A 17,390-nucleotide genomic window follows, 5' to 3' on the forward strand; every position below is an offset into this window, starting at 1 on the left:
CTTACGCCTCCTTAAGCTTCTCTTCGGAATCGGATTTAAGCCCCAGCATGTAAAGGCCAAGCTCTTCTTCCGTCGTATTCGGGACATCGCAAAGGACACCCGCGATCTTTCCCTGATGGAATACAATCACGCGATCGCTTAGTGCCTTTAACTCCGCCAGGTCGGCGCTTACGAGAATCAGGGATTTATTCTCATCCCTCATCTCCAGAATCTTTTTGTGGATAAACTCCATGGCGCCCACGTCCACGCCGCGGGTCGGCTGGTTCAGGATGATGACATCCGCTCCCGCCGTAAATTCTCTCGCTACAATGGCCTTCTGGATGTTGCCGCCGGAAAGGCTCTTGATGCTGATATCTAGGCTGGACGTCTTGACTTTAAAGTCCGCAACACAGCTTTCGCAGTAGCTTTCTATGGCCTTCTGATCCAGAATCGAGTTTTTGGAAAGTTTATCTAAGCTGGCTGCAATCAGGTTGTCGCGCACGCTCATCTCCGGCGCGCTGCCGTTTAAGTTGCGGTCCTCGGGCACATGGGCAATACCCAGCTTCCGGTTCTCCCGGATCGTCTTTTTACAGAGGTCTTCGCCCCGGTACAGGATGGATCCGCTCTCCGCCTTCATATTGCCGGTCAGGATCTCCATTGCTTCCTTCTGTCCGTTGCCTTCGATGCCTGCAATGCCGAGCACCTCGCCCTGTCTTAAGGAGAAACAGAGGTCGTCCAGCTTCTTTGTGCCGAATTTGTCGGTATAACTTAAGTTCTCCACCGTCAGAATCTTGTCTCCGAACTCCTGAGGCGTCTTTTCGTATTCCAGTTTGACGTCACGTCCCACCATCAGGCGCGAGATTTCCTCCGCCGTCACGTCTTCCACCCGGTATGTGCCGATGGAGCGGCCATCCTTTAACACGGTCAGCCGGTCGCAGAGGTATTTCACCTCATGGAGCTTGTGGGAAATAAAGATAATCGTGTATCCCTCTTTCTTGAGGTTTAAAAGCTGTTCAAAAAGCTCTTCCGTCTCCTGCGGGGCAAGTACGGCCGTAGGCTCATCCAGTATGATAATCTTCGCGCCGCGGTACATGGTTTTTAAAATTTCCAGCTTCTGCTTCATTCCGATAGAAATGTCGCGCACCCTCTTTGAGGCATCCACATGAAGGTTATACTTCTTTGAGATTTCCTCGGTCACCTGCACCGCTCTTTTCTGATCCAGGAAAAGTCCCTTCTTTTGTTCAATTCCCAGCACCAGATTCTCTGCAACGGTCAGTGACGGCACCAGCATCATATGCTGATGAACCATTCCGATTCCGTGTTCGATCGCATCCTTACTGGAATGAAAATGCACTTCCTGTCCATGAAGGAATACTTTACCGCTTGTGATCTCTTCGATACCAAACAGCATCTTCATCAGAGTAGACTTTCCGGCTCCATTCTCTCCCACCAGTGCGTGGATTTCTCCCTTGTCCACACTGAAGTTGATATTATAATTCGCCAGAACGCCGCCCGGATAAATTTTAGTCAGGTCTTCCACCCGTAAAATTTCCTCTGCCATAGTCATTCCCCTTATTATTCTTCTGTTCGTGTATTTCCGTTACTGCATACGGAGTATAAAGTAACCTGTTTATGCCAGTTCCAGAGCCACTTCCATCATATTGGTAAATGTGGTCTGGCGTTCCTCGGCCGTCGTTGCCTCCCCGGTCACTGCGGAATCGGAGATCGTCAGGATGCAGAGTGCATTGACTCCCGCGTATGCAGCGTTGCTGTAGAGGGCCGCCGCCTCCATCTCCACCGCCAGGACTCCCATCTTATCCCATGTCGTTCCTGCGGGAGCAAGATCCGGATTGTAGAACATATCGGAGCTTAAAACATTTCCCACATGGTAGTTAAGTCCTTTCGCCTCTGCCGCCTTCACTCCCTTTGCAAGCAGTTCATAGCTGCAGATGCAGGCGTAATCGCCCGGCAGGCGGAACTGTTTTACATAGTTGGATGTGGTGCAGGCTCCCATTCCGAATACCATATCGCGCACTTTTACTTCGGGGCGGAGCGCTCCGGCCGTGCCGACACGGATCAGGTTCTTGCATCCGTAAAAATGAATCAGCTCATAGGAATAAATTCCGATGGAAGGGCATCCCATGCCGGTTCCCATGACGGAAACGCGTTTTCCTTTATAGTATCCGGTATAGCCAAACATATTTCTCGTAGCGTTAAACTGTTTTACATCGGTCAGGAAATTATCTGCAATATATTTTGCCCTAAGCGGATCACCCGGTAAAAGTATTGTTTCCGCAATTTCTCCTGCCTGTGCTCCGATGTGTGGTGTTGGTGTGTTGTGTTCTGACATAGTCATTCCTCCTGATTATTATTTTAGACTGTTTATATGCTTATAAGCGCATTTGTGAAAATGCACCTCCAAACTGCTTTTTCATCTTCTGTCATTAATCTATATTTCTTTGTATAACCAATTTTTCAGATAAAACTCTTTGCGTTCCTTAAAATCTTCATTTTTCACCTGCAGCTGGGGGTTTATCAGGATGTCACACACGGTCTTCATCACAATCTCCGCCGTGTGTAAATAGGCATTTTCTTCATCCACAATCGCAAATTCGCTGCTGTGGATCCGCCCTCTTATCCCTGAAAAGCCAAACTGAACCGCCGGAAGCAGATATCCCAGATCCCCGATATCCCCGGAAGCTCCGGAAACCACATTTTTAATAATTTTCTCTTCGGGGCAAATCTCCCGCATATGGCGGTAAATAATCTCGTTCAATTCTTTGGACTGTTTGAGCGGCATATATCCCGTCCTGTTTTCAATGCGGCACGAAAGGCCGAGGGCTGCCGCAGAGTGCACGGCGCAGAGGTCAAATTTTTCCCCCGCTTCCAAAAGATCCGCGAGCGTGTTGGCCCTGACATAGGTTTCCAGGACCGCCTTCTCCGGGATAATATTGACGCTGCCTCCGCACTCCGTAATGACGGGATGTATCTGAAGGCCTGCGTCCGCCGGGAACTGATCTTTCATATAGGCGACGGCATCCATACAGAGGCTCGCCCCGTGAAGCGCATTGCGCCCCATATGCGCGGCCGCACCTGAGTGGGAGGCCTGTCCGGTAAAGACAGCTTTTTTTACCATAAAACCGGCCAGGGTGGAGTTAACGTCAAAGAGCGTTTCCGTCTCCCCATTGACATGCATGGTCAGGACACAGTCGACATCGTCGAACACTCCCTGTTCTATCATGTTCTGTTTCCCGGAAAAATAATTGATTTTTCCTTCTTCTTTTAATTTTTGTCTGTAATCGAACTCTATAAACTCCTCGGCAGGGGCGGCGATAAAACTGATGCGCCCTCCCGTCTCCTCCGCTATGTTTAAATCCTTCAGCATCTTGAGGACGCCGGCCATAACAGCGGTCTGGATACTGTGGCCGCAGGAATGACAGGGATAACTCTTCTCCCCGTCATTCACCACCAGAGCGTCCATATCGGCCACCAGGGCGATGTGGTATCCGTCCCCCGATCCAATGGTTGCCAGAATCCCCGTCAGACAGAGATCCGACCGGCAGGAAATCCCGTGTCCACGCAAAAAAGAAGTGAGAATCTGATTCGATTCCACTTCTTTAAAACCGGGTTCCGGGCAGCTAAAAAGCTCCCGTCCCAGCCTTATCAGTCCGTCTTTATTCTGCTGAATTTCCCTGTTGATTTCTATATAAAGGTCTTGTATTTCCATCCTGTCACTTTCCGGCAGAAGCCAACGCGTAATTTTGCTATTTTATTTAATAAATTTATCATGATTGCGGAAAAAAGTCAAATGCTGTAGTTGAAAAGTGAGAACGCCGACGTAGGGTGGGGGGCGGAATGGTGAGGGGAGGTTGTGAGTCTTCAGTCCCGGTTTGTAGGTTGTCGCGGGCGCTGCGTTTCTTTGAGTGCCTGGGGAATACCGGGTTGGGAAGGATTTTGGGCGTTTTTTATGGGACTGGGTGAATTTTTTTTATGATGACGGATGTTGTTTACACAAGTGGCTGGAATGATGGTAAAATATTGTTAAGGCAGAGATATTTTGATGTTTGATGATGAGCCGGTCTGTCCGACATAAGAAGACAGTATTAGTCGGGCAGGCGGGGATTGTTGTTTATATAATATAGTTACAGCGGACAACGAAGGAGGACATTGTATGAATGGTTGGAATGACGGCATTACCGATGCAATTGCATACATTGAAGAGAATTTGACTGAGGATATCAGTATGAATGAAATTGCAGATAAGGCGCATGTGTCCAGTTTTTATTTTCAGAAAATCTTCCATGTATTATGCGGCTTTACGGTGGGCGAGTATATAAGGAACCGGCGGCTGACGCTTGCTGCGCAGGAGCTTTGCTCTACCGATATCAGGGTGATTGATGCCGCGCTGAAATATGGCTATGATTCGCCGGACAGCTTTGCCAGGGCATTTACGAAGTTTCATGGAATCAGTCCTTCCGCAGCAAGAGAAAAAGGAAGTAAGCTGAATTCTTTTGCACCGCTGAAAATTAAACTCACATTGGAGGGCGGTACTATGTTGGAGTACAGGATTGCCGAAAAGGCACAATTTACAGTAATGGGAAGGTTACGCAGATTTAATATGGAGACCTCTTACGAAGAGATTCCCAAATTTTGGACGGAGCATATGGAAAGCGGCGGATGCAAAACCGTATGCGGAATGTTCGGGATATGTCTTAACGATGAAGGAAAGGACTTTGATTACATGATCGCCGATAATTACATTCCATGGAATGAGGTCCCCGAGGGTTATGTAACGAGAGTCATTCCGGCATGTACGTGGGCTATCTTCCCCTGCCATGGCGCTTTGCCGAAAGCGCTGCAGGATGTGAATACAAGGATATGGAGCGAATGGCTGCCGTCCTGCAAGGCGTATAAGATTGCAGGAAACTATAATATCGAGATGTATACACCGCCACGTGAAAATCCGGACGACAACTATAACGAGATATGGATTCCTGTAGAGAAGGTATAATTCACGGTTTGTTGTCATTTTCTATGTGCAGCATTTCATTGTAACGGGCATGGTGTCAGGCAATTGGGGAACAAGAAACAACGCTTTTAAAGAATGATCTTCTGTGAAATGGGGGTGATGAAAATCCGGCATAAAAAAATTGTGGTTTTTTTCATATTGGTTTGCAGCCTTTTAATCATTGCCTCAGCCATATACTATCACAGGCACACCCCGGACAGAATAGCTAAGAATATTTTATTGAGCATTACCACTGACTCAAAAGTCGAATCGCTTTTCACCGACAGCCCGGATTTGGAACCGGAAGCGTTTCTTGAACACTGCAAACAGAGATACCGGCCCGATTTGACGGAGGAGGCCTTTGATATGGCCGTCCGGGATGGAACCTTCCTTACCTTTTTCAGATCGAACCAGAAAGGCGGCCGCCTGAAAAGCAGCGGTACCGAGGTGGAACGTCTGCAGACGTTGCCTGATGATGTCAGTTTCTTCGGTGTTGTCAAAGCCGATTATGTCTCCGGGGACGGTAGTGTCTATACTCAGACATGGAATGCCAGAATCCGTGTCATACGGATAAATGGTACCTGGAAAATAAAATACCTGACTCTGAACTTTGTCAGATAGCAATTAAACGGCTGCATGCTTATAAAGCACGCAGCCGTCGGTCTGTTGACCTGAACTGCCGGTTTCCAGGGGCTTAAGCCCTTATGTGAGATAATCGGCAGTTCTTCCTTAAATTAGTATTAAAGTCTGACCTTACTTCCTTTTCCGTCCCTCTTTCCTATCTTCAGCCGGTTTAAATGTACCTGCTTTTCTTTGTACATCACGGTCGGCTCGCCGTCTGCGCCCAGGAGATAGACTTCTTCCAGTTCTTCCCCGCGTCCCAGTTTGATGCCGCGCACGCCCTTGGAGTTCTTTTTCAAGGTTGAAATTTCTTCCAGGTCAAAGCGCAGGAATACACCGTTTGTGGTCTGCAGGACAGCTTCCGTTTTGCCGTCGGTGAGCTGGATACTGATCACCATATCACCCTCCTGCAGCTTTGTGGCCGCCACCATTCGGTTGTTTGTCTCGAATTCTTCGCCCGGCACGAGTTTTACCATCGCTCCTTTTGTTGCAAAGAGCAGGCGTCTGCCAAGCAGCGCCGACGCGTTGATGATAAAAATAGGCCGTTCCTTTGTTCCGTCGAATTTGCACAGATTGTCGATTGGGGTTCCTTTGTCTCTCATCTTTCCGTACGGAATGTCGGACGCCTTTACCTGGTGCAGAAGGCCTGTGTCCGTAAAAAGACAGATCTTATCGGTATTCAGGCATGGGATGACGTATGGATTCTCCCCGTCTACCGTCTCCTGGTTTCTGTCATAAGTGGCTTTGTCTATCAGCTTACTGTAGCCGAACCGGTCCATGATAAAGACGACTTCCCGGATTTCCACGGCCGTCTCATCATAGACCGCCTCCTTGCCGTCCTCGAGCAGGGTTCTTCTCGGCGTTGCAAACTCTGCCTTGATTCCTTCCAGGTCTTTCTTGATCACATCATCCATTGTGATTTTGCTGGAAAGAATTTTTTCATATTCCCGGATCTTTTTAAGCGTCTCTTTGTATTCCTTCTCAAGAGCCATAATCTCAAGGCCGATCAGTTTATACAGTCTCATCTCCAGGATTGCGGATGCCTGTTTCTCGGTAAAGTGAAGCTGTTTTGCGTCCTCCTCAAATCCCGGAACGCGGAATTTAATGTTGGAAATATCGCCGTTCATCAGGCAGGCCTTGGCGTCCTTCAGGTTTTTTGAGCCTCTGAGGATTGCGATAATCAGATCGATCACATCGCAGGCCTTGATCAGGCCTTCCTTAATCTCCTTCTTTTCCAGCTCTTTTTCCAGGAGTACGTTGTATTTTTTTGTGTTATTCTCATACTGGAAATCCAGATAGTTTTTAAGGATTCCCTTTAAACTCAGCGTCTCCGGACGGCCTCCGGCGATAGCCAGCATATTGACTCCGAAGGTGTCCTGAAGCTTTGTTTTCTTGTAGAGGATATTTTTGATTTTTTCTATGTCCGCGTCTTTTTTAAGCTCTAAGACGATACGGATGCCTTCTTTATTGGACTGGTTGGAAATGTCGACCACGTCGGTGAGCTTCTTGGACTCCACCAGCTCGGCGATGTCTACCAGGCATTTGTTGATTCCTGCGCCGATCATCGTGTACGGTATCTCAGTGATAATCAGCTTGTCCTTGTCCACGCGTCTCTTGCCCAGCTCCACTTCCAGCTTTGCGCGGAGCTTAATGCGTCCGCTTCCCGTCTCATAAATATCCAGAAGCTCACTCTTATTGGCGATGATGCCTCCCGTCGGAAAATCGGGGCCGTGAAGGATATTTAAAAGCTCTCCTGTCGTGCTGTCCGGATTGTCGATATAAGCCATGACCGTATCGACCACCTCCCCGAGATTATGGGGCGGAATGCTGGTGCTCATCCCTACGGCAATTCCCTCTGCGCCGTTGATCAGGAGGTTGGGAACGCGTACAGGAAGAACTTCCGGTTCCTTCTCCGTCTCGTCGTAGTTCGGTACAAAGGCCACCGTCTTGTCCAGGTCCTTTAAATATACTTCTTCTGCAAACTTCTCCAGTCTCGCTTCCGTATATCGCATGGCGGCGGCTCCGTCTCCCTCGATGGAACCGAAGTTGCCGTGGCCGTTGACAAGCGGCATTCCCTTTTTAAAAACCTGGGACATGACAACCAGTGTTTCATAGATGGAACTGTCCCCGTGGGGATGGTATTTACCCATCGTGTCACCGACGATACGGGCCGATTTTCTGTGAGGCTTGTCATGCCCCAGACGCAGCTCGCTCATATCATAAAGCACGCGGCGCTGTACCGGCTTCAGACCGTCCCTTGCATCCGGGATGGCCCTGGCTGTAATGACACTCATGGAGTAGTTCATATAACTGCGCTGCATTTCTTCCGAGTATTCCGTTGTGATTATCTTCTCAGCCATTCTTTATTCTATCTCCTGCAATTTTCTGTTTTCACCGGGTTATCACGGCCGTGTCCGGCCTGATTCGCTGCACGCCCGGCTGAAGTTCCCCGTTTATGCGTCAATTTCCGCCTCATCGGCATGCTCATAGATAAACTGCCGCCTTGGAGGAACTTCGCTTCCCATCAGCATCTCAGTAATCTCGGACGCCATCCTGGCATCTTCTATCTCAACGCGCTTTAAGATTCTGGTCTCCGGATTTAACGTCGTTTCCCAGAGCTGCTCCGCGTCCATCTCACCGAGACCTTTGTAACGCTGCAGGGTAAAGTCGCCCCCGTGCTTCTTTCTGTAACGCTCCAGCGCCTTCTCATCGTAGAGGTACTCCTCCTCCCCCTTCTTCGGGATCACTTTAAACAAAGGCGGCATGGCAATATAGACATGGCCGTCGTTGATGAGATCCGGCATAAAGCGGTATAGGAAAGTAAGAAGCAGCGTATCGATATGGCTGCCGTCCACATCGGCATCCGTCATCAGGATAATCTTGTTGTAACGGAGCTTGCTGATATCGAAATCATTGCCGTAGCCTTCGGAAAATCCGCAGCCGAAAGTGTTGATCATCGTCTTGATCTCGGCATTAGCCAGAACCTTGTCCATTGTGGCCTTCTCCACATTCAGGATCTTTCCGCGGATGGGAAGGATTGCCTGATACTGGCGGTTTCTGCCCATTTTAGCCGAGCCGCCGGCCGAATCTCCCTCAACAATGAAGATTTCACATTTCTCTGCGTCGCGGCTCTCGCAGTTTGCCAGCTTACCGTTGCTGTCAAAGGAAAATTTGGACTTTGTCAGCATGTTGGTCTTGGCCTTTTCCTCCGCTTTCCTGATCTTGGCGGACTTCTCCGCACAGGCGATGATTGCCTTCAGCACCTCCAGATTGCGGTCGAAATATAACTGCAGCTCTTCCCCCGTCACATTAAACACGGCTTTCGTACAGTCGGCGCTGGCCAGTTTTGTCTTTGTCTGTCCCTCAAAAATCGGATCCGGATGCTTGACCGCAATGACAGCCGTCATGCCGTTTCTCGTGTCTGCGCCTGTAAAATTGGAATCCTTGTCTTTCAGAATCCCCAGTTCCCTGGCATAACTGTTGATCATTGTGGTAAAACGTGTTTTGAATCCCACCAGATGGGTTCCGCCCTCCTGAGTGAAAATATTGTTGCAGAATCCCAGCACATTTTCCTCAAATGTATCTACGAACTGGAATGCTACTTCCACCTCGATATTTTCCGACGTCCCCTTAAAATAAAACGGTTCGTGGACCGGTGACTTGGTGCTGTTTAACTCTTTTACGTAAGCCAGGATGCCTTCTGGCTCACTGTAGGTGATTTTCTCCGCTTCCCCCGCTCTTTTATTCTCATAGTGAATCGATAATTTAGGATTCAGGTATGCGGTCTCGTGAAGACGGCTCTTCAGCCAGTCCGCCTTGAAACGCGTCTTTTCAAAGATTTCTCCGTCGGGCTTAAAGTTAATCCTGGTTCCCGTCTCCCGCGTCTTACCAATAACGGGGAGCAGGCCGTTCTCCAGTTTAATAACAGGGATTCCTCTCTCATAGGCATCATGATGGATGCAGCCGTTCTTGTACACCTTCACATCCATATGCTCGGAAAGGGCGTTCACCACGGAAGAACCGACTCCGTGAAGACCGCCGCTTGTTTTATACGCATTATTATCGAATTTTCCGCCCGCATGGAGGGTGGAGAGTACGATTCTTTCCGCTGAAACTCCCTTTTTGTGCATCTCCACCGGGATTCCCCTGCCGTTGTCGCGCACGGTACAGGAGCCGTCCGCCTCCAGAGTGACCCAGATATCGTTACACTCCCCGGCCAGATGCTCGTCCACCGAGTTGTCCACGATCTCGTATATTAAATGATTCAGGCCCTTTGTTCCGACACCTCCAATATACATACCGGGGCGTTTGCGGACCGCCTCCAGGCCTTCCAGGACGGTAATACTGTCCGCATCATACTGTGTTTTTGCCATGATATTCCTCCAGATCTGGTATTAATCTGTCTTATTATTACATAAAAAAGTGGGTTTTGCAAGTTTCTTAGTTGAGAAACAGGGGGGCTTGAATGGGATGGAAGGTGTTGACGGGAGGTCAGTCCCGGGGTATGAAGCGCATAACGGCGCTTTACACACGTCCCGCCTTCACGCCGGTAATTCCCCGGATGATGCCCGGAAGCCGGGACGTGGTGTATGAAAAAAATTGTTCTTACTGTTTTACGGCTGTTTTTCCCTCAAAGTATATTCTGTTCTGTTTCACTGCTTCCGAATCGGGTTTGTAATAGGCAGCCAGATCGTTATATCTCGCTGCTTCCACGTATTTCCCCTGGCGGTCCAGGCAGACGGCCAGTTGAATGGCTGGTACGAACTCGCGGTACTCCGGTTCCACGAAGGCTCCCGGGAGGGGTTCATAGGATGTCTGCATAGCCTGACGGTACCAGTACTCCGACTGCTTGTAGCGTCCTGCATCCAGGAAGTGTTTTCCGATATCGCAGCAAATCTGGGGTCTGGGGACATCGAGGGAAAAGGTATGGAAAAGTTTTTTAAGAGCCTCCTCCCCTCTTCCCAGGCCGTAGAGGCACAGGGCGCAGAACCGGCAGGCGTCCACCAGATTTTCAAGCCAGGCCTCTCCCTCCCTGTTTTCCAGAAACTGATTGAATATTACGACCGCGTCCTCATTTCTCCCGTGGTAATACAGCTCCCGTCCATAGTAAAACTGGTGGCGCGGCTCCAGCTTCTCCCCTTCCTCTATCATTTTTTCATAGATTTTCAGGTTTCTATCACTGTATTCTTTCTTTATAGAATGATGTTCTATCATTGCGTCGGAATAAATGACTTTTCCCCTGACCGTGATCGCCTCATGCACGCGGCCGCTCCAGAGATATCCGTCCTCTCTCCTGAGAAGACGTTCCCGGTCAAATAAAAACGCCGGTTTTCCCCTGTCGTCAAAAGCAGTTACATACTTCATCATGACAGCGGAATCCGCCGGCGTCAGTTGTTTCTTCAGTTCGTTTATTTTCTTTTGTTCGCTCTCCTGAATCACATCATCCGCATCCAGCCACATGCAGTAATCCATGGATGCCTTTGAAAACGCAAAATTCCTTGCGGATGCGAAGTCGTCCTTCCATTCGTAATCATAAATCTGATCGGTGTAATTTGATGCAATTTCCTTTGTACCGTCGCTTGATCCCGTATCTACGATGATAATCTCGTCTGCTATCTCCTTTGCACAATCGAGGCAGCGTCCCAGCACCTTCTCCTCGTTCTTTACTATCATACAGAGACTGACTGTTGCCATGACAGTCCTCCGGTTCTTTCTTTACTCTACTTTATGATGCGGGAACGGATCTGATGTTTCCGTTCATACAGGACATGTTTCCTTTCGTGACTTCATCTGTTTTTTACGGAAATCCCGGAGCATGTTTTATCCCAGCGCCACATCCAGAATCATCATAATCACAAAGCCTGCCGCGAATCCGATGGTTCCCATGTTGGAGTGTTCTCCCTCGGCCGATTCCGGTATCAGTTCCTCCACTACAACGTAAATCATGGCTCCTGCTGCAAACGCCAGCAGATAAGGAAGCACCGGGACAATAAAACGGTACATGGCGATTGTCAGTACCGCTCCCACCGGTTCTACAATTCCCGACAGCATTCCAAGAAAAAATGCTTTTCCACGGCTGCTGCCGCCCTCGGATTTAAGAGGCAGTGAAATGATCGCCCCTTCCGGAAAGTTCTGTATCGCAATGCCGATAGACAGCGCCATGGCGCCTGCTATCGTGATACCGCTGTTCTCTGCCAGCAGTCCGGCAAATACCACGCCGACCGCCATTCCCTCCGGTATATTGTGAAGCGTCACGGCCAGCACCAGCATCGTCGTCTTTTTCAGACTGCTCTTTGTGCCCTCCGGTTCGTCGCTGTTCAAATGCAGATGGGGAATCAGCTTATCCATCAGAAGCAAAAATGCAATTCCGAACAGGAAGCCAACCGCCGACGGGATAAATGCCAGTTTTCCCATCCCTTCCGACATATCCATGGCCGGTATTAAAAGCGACCACACCGAAGCGGCAACCATAACGCCGGAGGCAAATCCCAGCAGTGTTTTCTGTATAACGGGTTTTATCTGATCTTTTAAAAAGAACACGCAGGCTGCCCCTGCCGTAGTACCGATAAAAGGGATCAGTATTCCAGTAAGTATATTCATCTGTTTATCCTCCTATAATTTATGTTACCATTCTCCCACAGTGAAAAATAGAACAGTAACTAATTTATAACTATGCAGGACTCCCATAGTTATCTCTTGTAATCCGGATATTCCTGTATTTAAAGCCATTATAGCAGATAATGATAATGTTTACTAGTATTATTTTTCTCAACAGAGAATAAAGAATACCGCGAGTGGGATTCTTGCGCTGCCGCGCGGTTGCTTCAGCAACTATTTACCTCTGCGCGGCATGTCATCCTCGCGGAGCGTTTTTTGATTCATAGGACGTAATTTCCTATGAATTAAAAAAATGTCCCGCGGATTATATCTCCCGCGGGGCATTTTCCATATTTTTTATGAAATTCCAAAGGTTCCGGTTCTCTTTTATTCGGTATCGAGCCCGTCGTCCTCCTCATCCTGTTCAAAACTGATAAATTCCCTGGAGGAAACTTTCTTTCTCTGTCTCTCCTCCTCCACAAGACTTGATAATTGCTCCTTGACATCGGAACTGTTCTTCACATTGACCAGTTCAAAGTTCCCGAGGCTTGAATCACTGGAAACAATACGGATGGTTCCCAGGCCGAACATCCGCTGCAGCAGGCTTCTCTCAAGCCCCAAATCCTTGATGCGGTAGAGGCGCACCTCATCCTCCCTCAGATTAAAAATTCCTCTTTTTATAAAAAGTCTGTCCTCGGACATGCTGTACACGGTAAATGTCCAGGGTAAACCGCACCAGAGTCTCTTTCTGTCCGACCATAAAATTTCTTTTTCCATTTTTATCACCTTTCATGCTGTTTCCTGCCGCCGGTTGCCTGTATCCTGCTTTGAAGGCCGCAGTTTTCTATTCTATATTCTATTGGTTGTAACTTTCCGTATGATTTACTTTTTCGTTATGCTCCACTGCTTTTAATTTTCTCATAAGGGCATAAATCTCTTCTTTTTCTTCGTTTCTTATGAAAGTTGCCGTTATAAGAAACAGGGACGGACCGGAAACGACCTCACAGACCGCCTGAAATAATGGCTGTCCGTCCTCCTCTTCCTCATTCCAGCCGATGCGGACCCGTCCGCCGGGGATATCAAACTCTTCCCTGTCACGTTCGAGGCTGCGCTCGGAAAATTCCGCAGTTCCCTCTCTCCTTTTAAAACCGCTGACGCGCCATACGGGCTCATCCGTCCCCGGATTCCACCACATGCTGCAGCCTTTCCTGTCTTCATACTCCTCCCACTCATACAGGCAGTTCCCGGGCAGAGTAATACGCAGATCACCGAAGGCATGTGTCACCGTCCCTTTGCGGTATCCGATTGGAAAGTCCGTCTCCATCTCCTCTGCATCCTCCCCGATGACAGGTTTTCTGCCGGCCAGTCCACAGATTTCACGGTAGGAAGACAGGGGCAGGGGGAGGCTGCGATCCAGTTCGGCCGCTCTTTCAAGACAGTCGAGAATCCTTTCATTACATTCCCTGTCCTCTTCACTTCTTTCGGATGGGACGAAACAGCAGTCTTCCCACAGGAAATGAATGGCGCAGTTGCGGTAATACAGGGCGTCTTTTTCCTCGGTGTCCCATATAAAAAAGCGTTCCGCCAGCCAGCCGATGCCATGCTCCTCCACCTGTTCCGTCATTTTCTTTACATCAAAACGGCCCATCGGCGTGATAACGCTGCCCTTTATCTCATCCGGCTGATACTGATCCAAATCCCAGCAGAGGCAGAAATTGCTGTACTCACCGCCGCGCTCCGCGCAGTGTCTTTTCAGCGCATTGAGCCAGGGATAAAAATGTTCTCTCTTCATGCGCTCAAAATCACGGTGTCCATAGTATTCCGTATCATCCGACACCTCCAGGTTTTTAAGCTCCTTTTTCTCCAGTTCATCCAGAAAGCGGACCGCCGCCGCATGGAATCCGGCCCCCGACGGTGTGGAGTAACATTCTCCTGAGATAAGCCACCGGCCCATCATGCCGCTTTCTTTCTTCCATTCCATCGTCAGTTCTCCCATGGGACAGAATGAAACTCTCAGCCAGCCGTCATTCACGGTCAGCCCATATCCACTGTTCACAGACAGTTCCTTTATTTCATTGATAAGGAACTCTTTTTTTCCTGCTCTGGCAGTGAAGGTCAGTCCGATACTCATCTTCCGTCCTCTTTCCTGCTCAGGCCCACTCCGCTCACATCTCTCCGGAATGAGTGGAATGCCGCTTCCATCTTACGTCTGCTGAATACGGCCGCCGCCGCATCTAAAACCGGCCGTAAATCCCAGGCCACAAAATCCAGGTATCCATATTCCGTACCCGTAGCCCCGCCGGTAAATGTCACGGCATCTCCTGCTTTGTCCGTAATCTCTTTCTCTATGCTGTCCCGCAGTTCCAGAGCTTTGCTCCGCTCGTTCCGCTCTAATGGATAGAAGAAAAATCCCGGAACCGCGCCGTCCTGATGAAAATCTTCCATAATTCTGTCATCACCGCTGAAATAACCACTTACCACCTCAGGGCAGGTAGTGACCCCCGCGAAGATGTCTTCTCTCAGGAACCATTCCTCTTTCTCACTTGGCTCCATCGTGTAACATGTATACCAGCCGCACAGTTCCTCGGCCGTGACGGCGCCCCGGCCGTCTATGTACTCCCTCAGATGATCCAGCCGGATCGGATCGCCCTCTTTTGGTTCCCCGATTAAATCCAGATATCCGATATAACGGACTGCTGGTATTTCGCCGATTGCCTGATCCAGAAGAATCGCCATCATCGAATAGGCCTGGTTTTCATTTTCCTTTAAAAGGGGCAGCAGCTTTTCACAGAATATGGAAAGACCTATCTGCTTGTCGTCCAGTTCCTCAATCCAGACCAGAGCATCCTCTGTGCCGGCTCCCTGTCCGTACATTCTCAGTTCAAAGCCTTTTGACGGCTGTCTTCCTATCCCGATATTCCAGTTCTCAAATAATTCTTCCGGCGCATGCTCTTTAAAATAAACGAGCTTTATCAGGCGTGACCGTTCTCCGTCCGGCGTTAGGAACAGTTCGCATTTTTCTCCGTTAAATCCCATCTCAAAGCAGATATTCTCAAAAGCCGGGGAAAGCAAATCGGCGCACATGCCGGCCACTTTTTCACCATGTTCCCTGCGCTTTATCATCTCGCGAAGTTCAGCTTCCCCTTCAAGAAACGAATCCCAGCCCTCCTTCACTCTCTGACGGAAGGGTTTCATGGATACAGGAATTGTGAGATTCCGCTCACATTCCTCAATAAAGTTTATCGTATCTTCATCTCCCGGGAGCGCCTCCAAAGCCTTTTCAAAGTAATATTTGGCCTTCTTATCCTGGTTTAAATAGTAGCATGCATAACCCATGCGGAAATTCCATCTGTGATCCGCGCCGAGTTCTTCCCCGACCGATTCCAGCAGACGGACCGCCTTCTTAAAAAGTCCGCTGTCTCCCTCACCGGCCAGGTTATTGCAGGCACAGGCCAACTCACTGATCAGGACCGGGGTCTGCTCTTTCTCGGGAAGAGCCTCTATAAAGTCTATAATTTTCTGATATTCTTCATTTTGATTCCATTCATTAAGCTGGCGTAAAAAAATCTGATCCATGTTATGCGGCCTCCGTATCCGCTGGGTTTCGTTGGTGCGGCAATCTGACTTCATTATACTGAATCAGAGGGGATTTTTCAAGAGGGGCGAGATCTGGCCGAATAACGAATGTATTACCGGACGTGTGGGAAACAGAAATGAAAAAGATGCCGATTGTATAATTTTTGTGCAACAGGAGGCACAGAAGAAATGGTGCGCCCGCTGCGCAAGGGTAAGCCCTGCCGGTTTGTCGAATGTTACTGAACTTTATCAAATAATGTAAAACATTCCTGACAGACTTCATGCTATACTATCGCTATAAGACAAGCGCGCGCCTTAAAAAAGAGACATGAAAAAGAGGTTTGACAGTGAAAATAGGGAACCAACTACAGGTAATCATGGACAAGAGAAATTTGACTTACCGGCAACTTGAACGAATGACCGGCATATCGCATACGACGCTTAACAAGATTGCGATCGGAGATACTTCTCCAACTCAAAATACGATGATATCGATCGCTAAAGGGTTGCGTATGGATGTGACCGAAATATTTGATTTAAAGTATTAAGGAGATACGAATGAAAACGGACTTCGTGAAAGCGATCTTCCTGATGATACCGATGATGGTAAGATAGCTGTGTCAATGAATCAACAGTCCCGGCAATACTTTGTATCCTTACCCAGTCCCGCCTGATACAGTTTTCCCCCCTTTGAGCGCTAATCAGGCAAGCGGGCAAGCCCGGATACGTATGGCGTATTGCACTTTGAGGCATAGCCAGTTTTGGCTATGCCATTTAAATTTAAGGCGGTAAGTTGAGCGCAATTTCTTTTCCTCTCAGGGTTTCCGGGCAAGCTCTAAATCAATTGTATCAAATAGGGTGATTGTGCCGCCCGAATGATGAATGGCCCGTTCTATTTCCGAAAAGAATTTTCTTCTTTTCTGTTCTTCAATCGCAATATGGTCGGAATACGTGCCAAGAAGGGCGGTGTATTCTTCCGCCGTAAAAACCCTTGTCCTGTGATAGAGCCGACAGCTTATATCGGTAAATCCGTATTTTAGCGCCGTTTCTGCACTCCTCCGCGCATCTTCCTCCCGGTACTCGCCGGGGCTTGAGGAACCGGGCATGTATAGCGAGTAGATTTGTTGGAGTGTTTCCCCGAGTCCTCCCCTGCCTTTCTCTATGTATGGATGGTTAGCAAACCGGGCAAATGCGCCCCCGCTTCTCAGTATATCATAGACCTTCGCATATCCCGTCTCTTCCGGGATCCAGTGAAATGCGGATGCGCAGTATACAAGATCGCAGGAATTACTTTCACAGTTAAAATCTTCGAATTTAGCCGTTACAACTGAAAAATCGGAAAATCCCCTGAATTTATGACGGCACAGCTCCGCCAAATTGCCTCCGCATTCCACGGCAGTCACTTTGCATCCTTTCATTAGAACCGGCAAGGTCGCCTGCCCTCCTCCAATTCCAATTTCCACAACACGGCTCGACCGATCGATTGTAATATACTTCCAAATATCCTCATATAACTCCGGAACATATCCCGGACGCATTTTTTCATACTTTTCAGCTTCCAAATCAAATGTCCATTGAAGCCCGCTTCTTAACGCCATAACTCTCCGTT

Annotated in this window: 14 protein-coding genes; 3 read left to right on the forward strand and 11 right to left on the reverse strand. The window is 48.8% G+C overall.

Annotated features, from left to right (window positions below; genetic code table 11):
- Position 1: 1 nt before the first annotated feature.
- The 3 genes from EJL91_RS03380 to EJL91_RS03390 form a co-directional block, all read right to left on the reverse strand.
- A complete protein-coding gene (locus EJL91_RS03380) occupies positions 2-1,540 on the reverse strand; it encodes an ABC transporter ATP-binding protein (protein WP_125140542.1) in 1,539 nt (512 codons plus the stop codon).
- A 69-nt stretch (positions 1,541-1,609) separates the two neighbouring features.
- Positions 1,610-2,329, reverse strand: coding sequence for a purine-nucleoside phosphorylase (gene deoD, locus EJL91_RS03385; RefSeq protein ID WP_125140543.1), 720 nt, complete (start codon positions 2,327-2,329; stop codon positions 1,610-1,612).
- Between the two features lie 99 nt (positions 2,330-2,428).
- The gene (locus EJL91_RS03390) at positions 2,429-3,706 is read right to left on the reverse strand and encodes an amidohydrolase (protein ID WP_125140544.1); all 1,278 of its coding nucleotides are present in this window, start codon (positions 3,704-3,706) and stop codon (positions 2,429-2,431) included.
- A gap of 444 nt (positions 3,707-4,150) precedes the next feature.
- Between EJL91_RS03390 and EJL91_RS03395 the strand changes: the two genes are divergently transcribed.
- Complete coding sequence (locus EJL91_RS03395; RefSeq protein ID WP_125140545.1) at positions 4,151-4,990, forward strand: AraC family transcriptional regulator; 840 nt, start codon at positions 4,151-4,153, stop codon at positions 4,988-4,990.
- Positions 4,991-5,227: 237 nt separating this feature from the next.
- Entirely contained in the window at positions 5,228-5,608 is a 381-nt protein-coding gene (locus tag EJL91_RS03400) for a hypothetical protein (RefSeq protein WP_125140546.1), read from the forward strand.
- A gap of 119 nt (positions 5,609-5,727) precedes the next feature.
- Here EJL91_RS03400 and EJL91_RS03405 read toward each other — a convergent pair whose 3' ends face one another.
- The 7 genes from EJL91_RS03405 to EJL91_RS03435 all read right to left on the reverse strand — a co-directional run bounded on the left by EJL91_RS03405 (position 5,728) and on the right by EJL91_RS03435 (position 15,781).
- Positions 5,728-7,968 (reverse strand): DNA gyrase/topoisomerase IV subunit A, encoded by a 2,241-nt coding sequence (locus tag EJL91_RS03405; RefSeq protein WP_125140547.1) that lies wholly within the window; start codon positions 7,966-7,968, stop codon positions 5,728-5,730.
- Positions 7,969-8,061: 93 nt separating this feature from the next.
- Positions 8,062-9,981: a DNA gyrase/topoisomerase IV subunit B gene (locus EJL91_RS03410; protein ID WP_125140548.1), complete on the reverse strand. Its 1,920-nt coding sequence runs from the start codon at positions 9,979-9,981 to the stop codon at positions 8,062-8,064.
- Between the two features lie 232 nt (positions 9,982-10,213).
- Complete coding sequence (locus EJL91_RS03415) at positions 10,214-11,302, reverse strand: glycosyltransferase family 2 protein (protein ID WP_125140549.1); 1,089 nt, start codon at positions 11,300-11,302, stop codon at positions 10,214-10,216.
- A gap of 126 nt (positions 11,303-11,428) precedes the next feature.
- On the reverse strand, positions 11,429-12,208 hold the full coding sequence (locus EJL91_RS03420) for a ZIP family metal transporter (RefSeq protein WP_125140550.1): 780 nt from the start codon (positions 12,206-12,208) through the stop codon (positions 11,429-11,431).
- Positions 12,209-12,592: 384 nt separating this feature from the next.
- On the reverse strand, positions 12,593-12,982 hold the full coding sequence (locus EJL91_RS03425; RefSeq protein WP_125140551.1) for a PH domain-containing protein: 390 nt from the start codon (positions 12,980-12,982) through the stop codon (positions 12,593-12,595).
- Positions 12,983-13,061: 79 nt separating this feature from the next.
- On the reverse strand, positions 13,062-14,336 hold the full coding sequence (locus EJL91_RS03430; protein WP_125140552.1) for a hypothetical protein: 1,275 nt from the start codon (positions 14,334-14,336) through the stop codon (positions 13,062-13,064).
- Positions 14,333-15,781, reverse strand: coding sequence for a hypothetical protein (locus EJL91_RS03435; protein WP_125140553.1), 1,449 nt, complete (start codon positions 15,779-15,781; stop codon positions 14,333-14,335). The genes EJL91_RS03430 and EJL91_RS03435 overlap by 4 nt, the downstream gene beginning before the upstream one ends.
- A gap of 347 nt (positions 15,782-16,128) precedes the next feature.
- Here EJL91_RS03435 and EJL91_RS25330 point away from each other — a divergent pair, with 347 nt between their 5' ends.
- Positions 16,129-16,329, forward strand: a complete 201-nt coding sequence (locus tag EJL91_RS25330) for a helix-turn-helix domain-containing protein (RefSeq protein WP_423243422.1) — start codon at positions 16,129-16,131, stop codon at positions 16,327-16,329.
- A gap of 267 nt (positions 16,330-16,596) precedes the next feature.
- Here the strand turns inward: EJL91_RS25330 and EJL91_RS03445 are convergent, their stop codons facing one another.
- A complete protein-coding gene (locus EJL91_RS03445; RefSeq protein WP_125140554.1) occupies positions 16,597-17,379 on the reverse strand; it encodes a class I SAM-dependent methyltransferase in 783 nt (260 codons plus the stop codon).
- Between the last annotated feature and the right edge of the window lie 11 nt (positions 17,380-17,390).

The organism is Clostridium transplantifaecale (genome assembly GCF_900626075.1).
Taxonomy (GTDB): domain Bacteria; phylum Bacillota; class Clostridia; order Lachnospirales; family Lachnospiraceae; genus Otoolea; species Otoolea transplantifaecalis.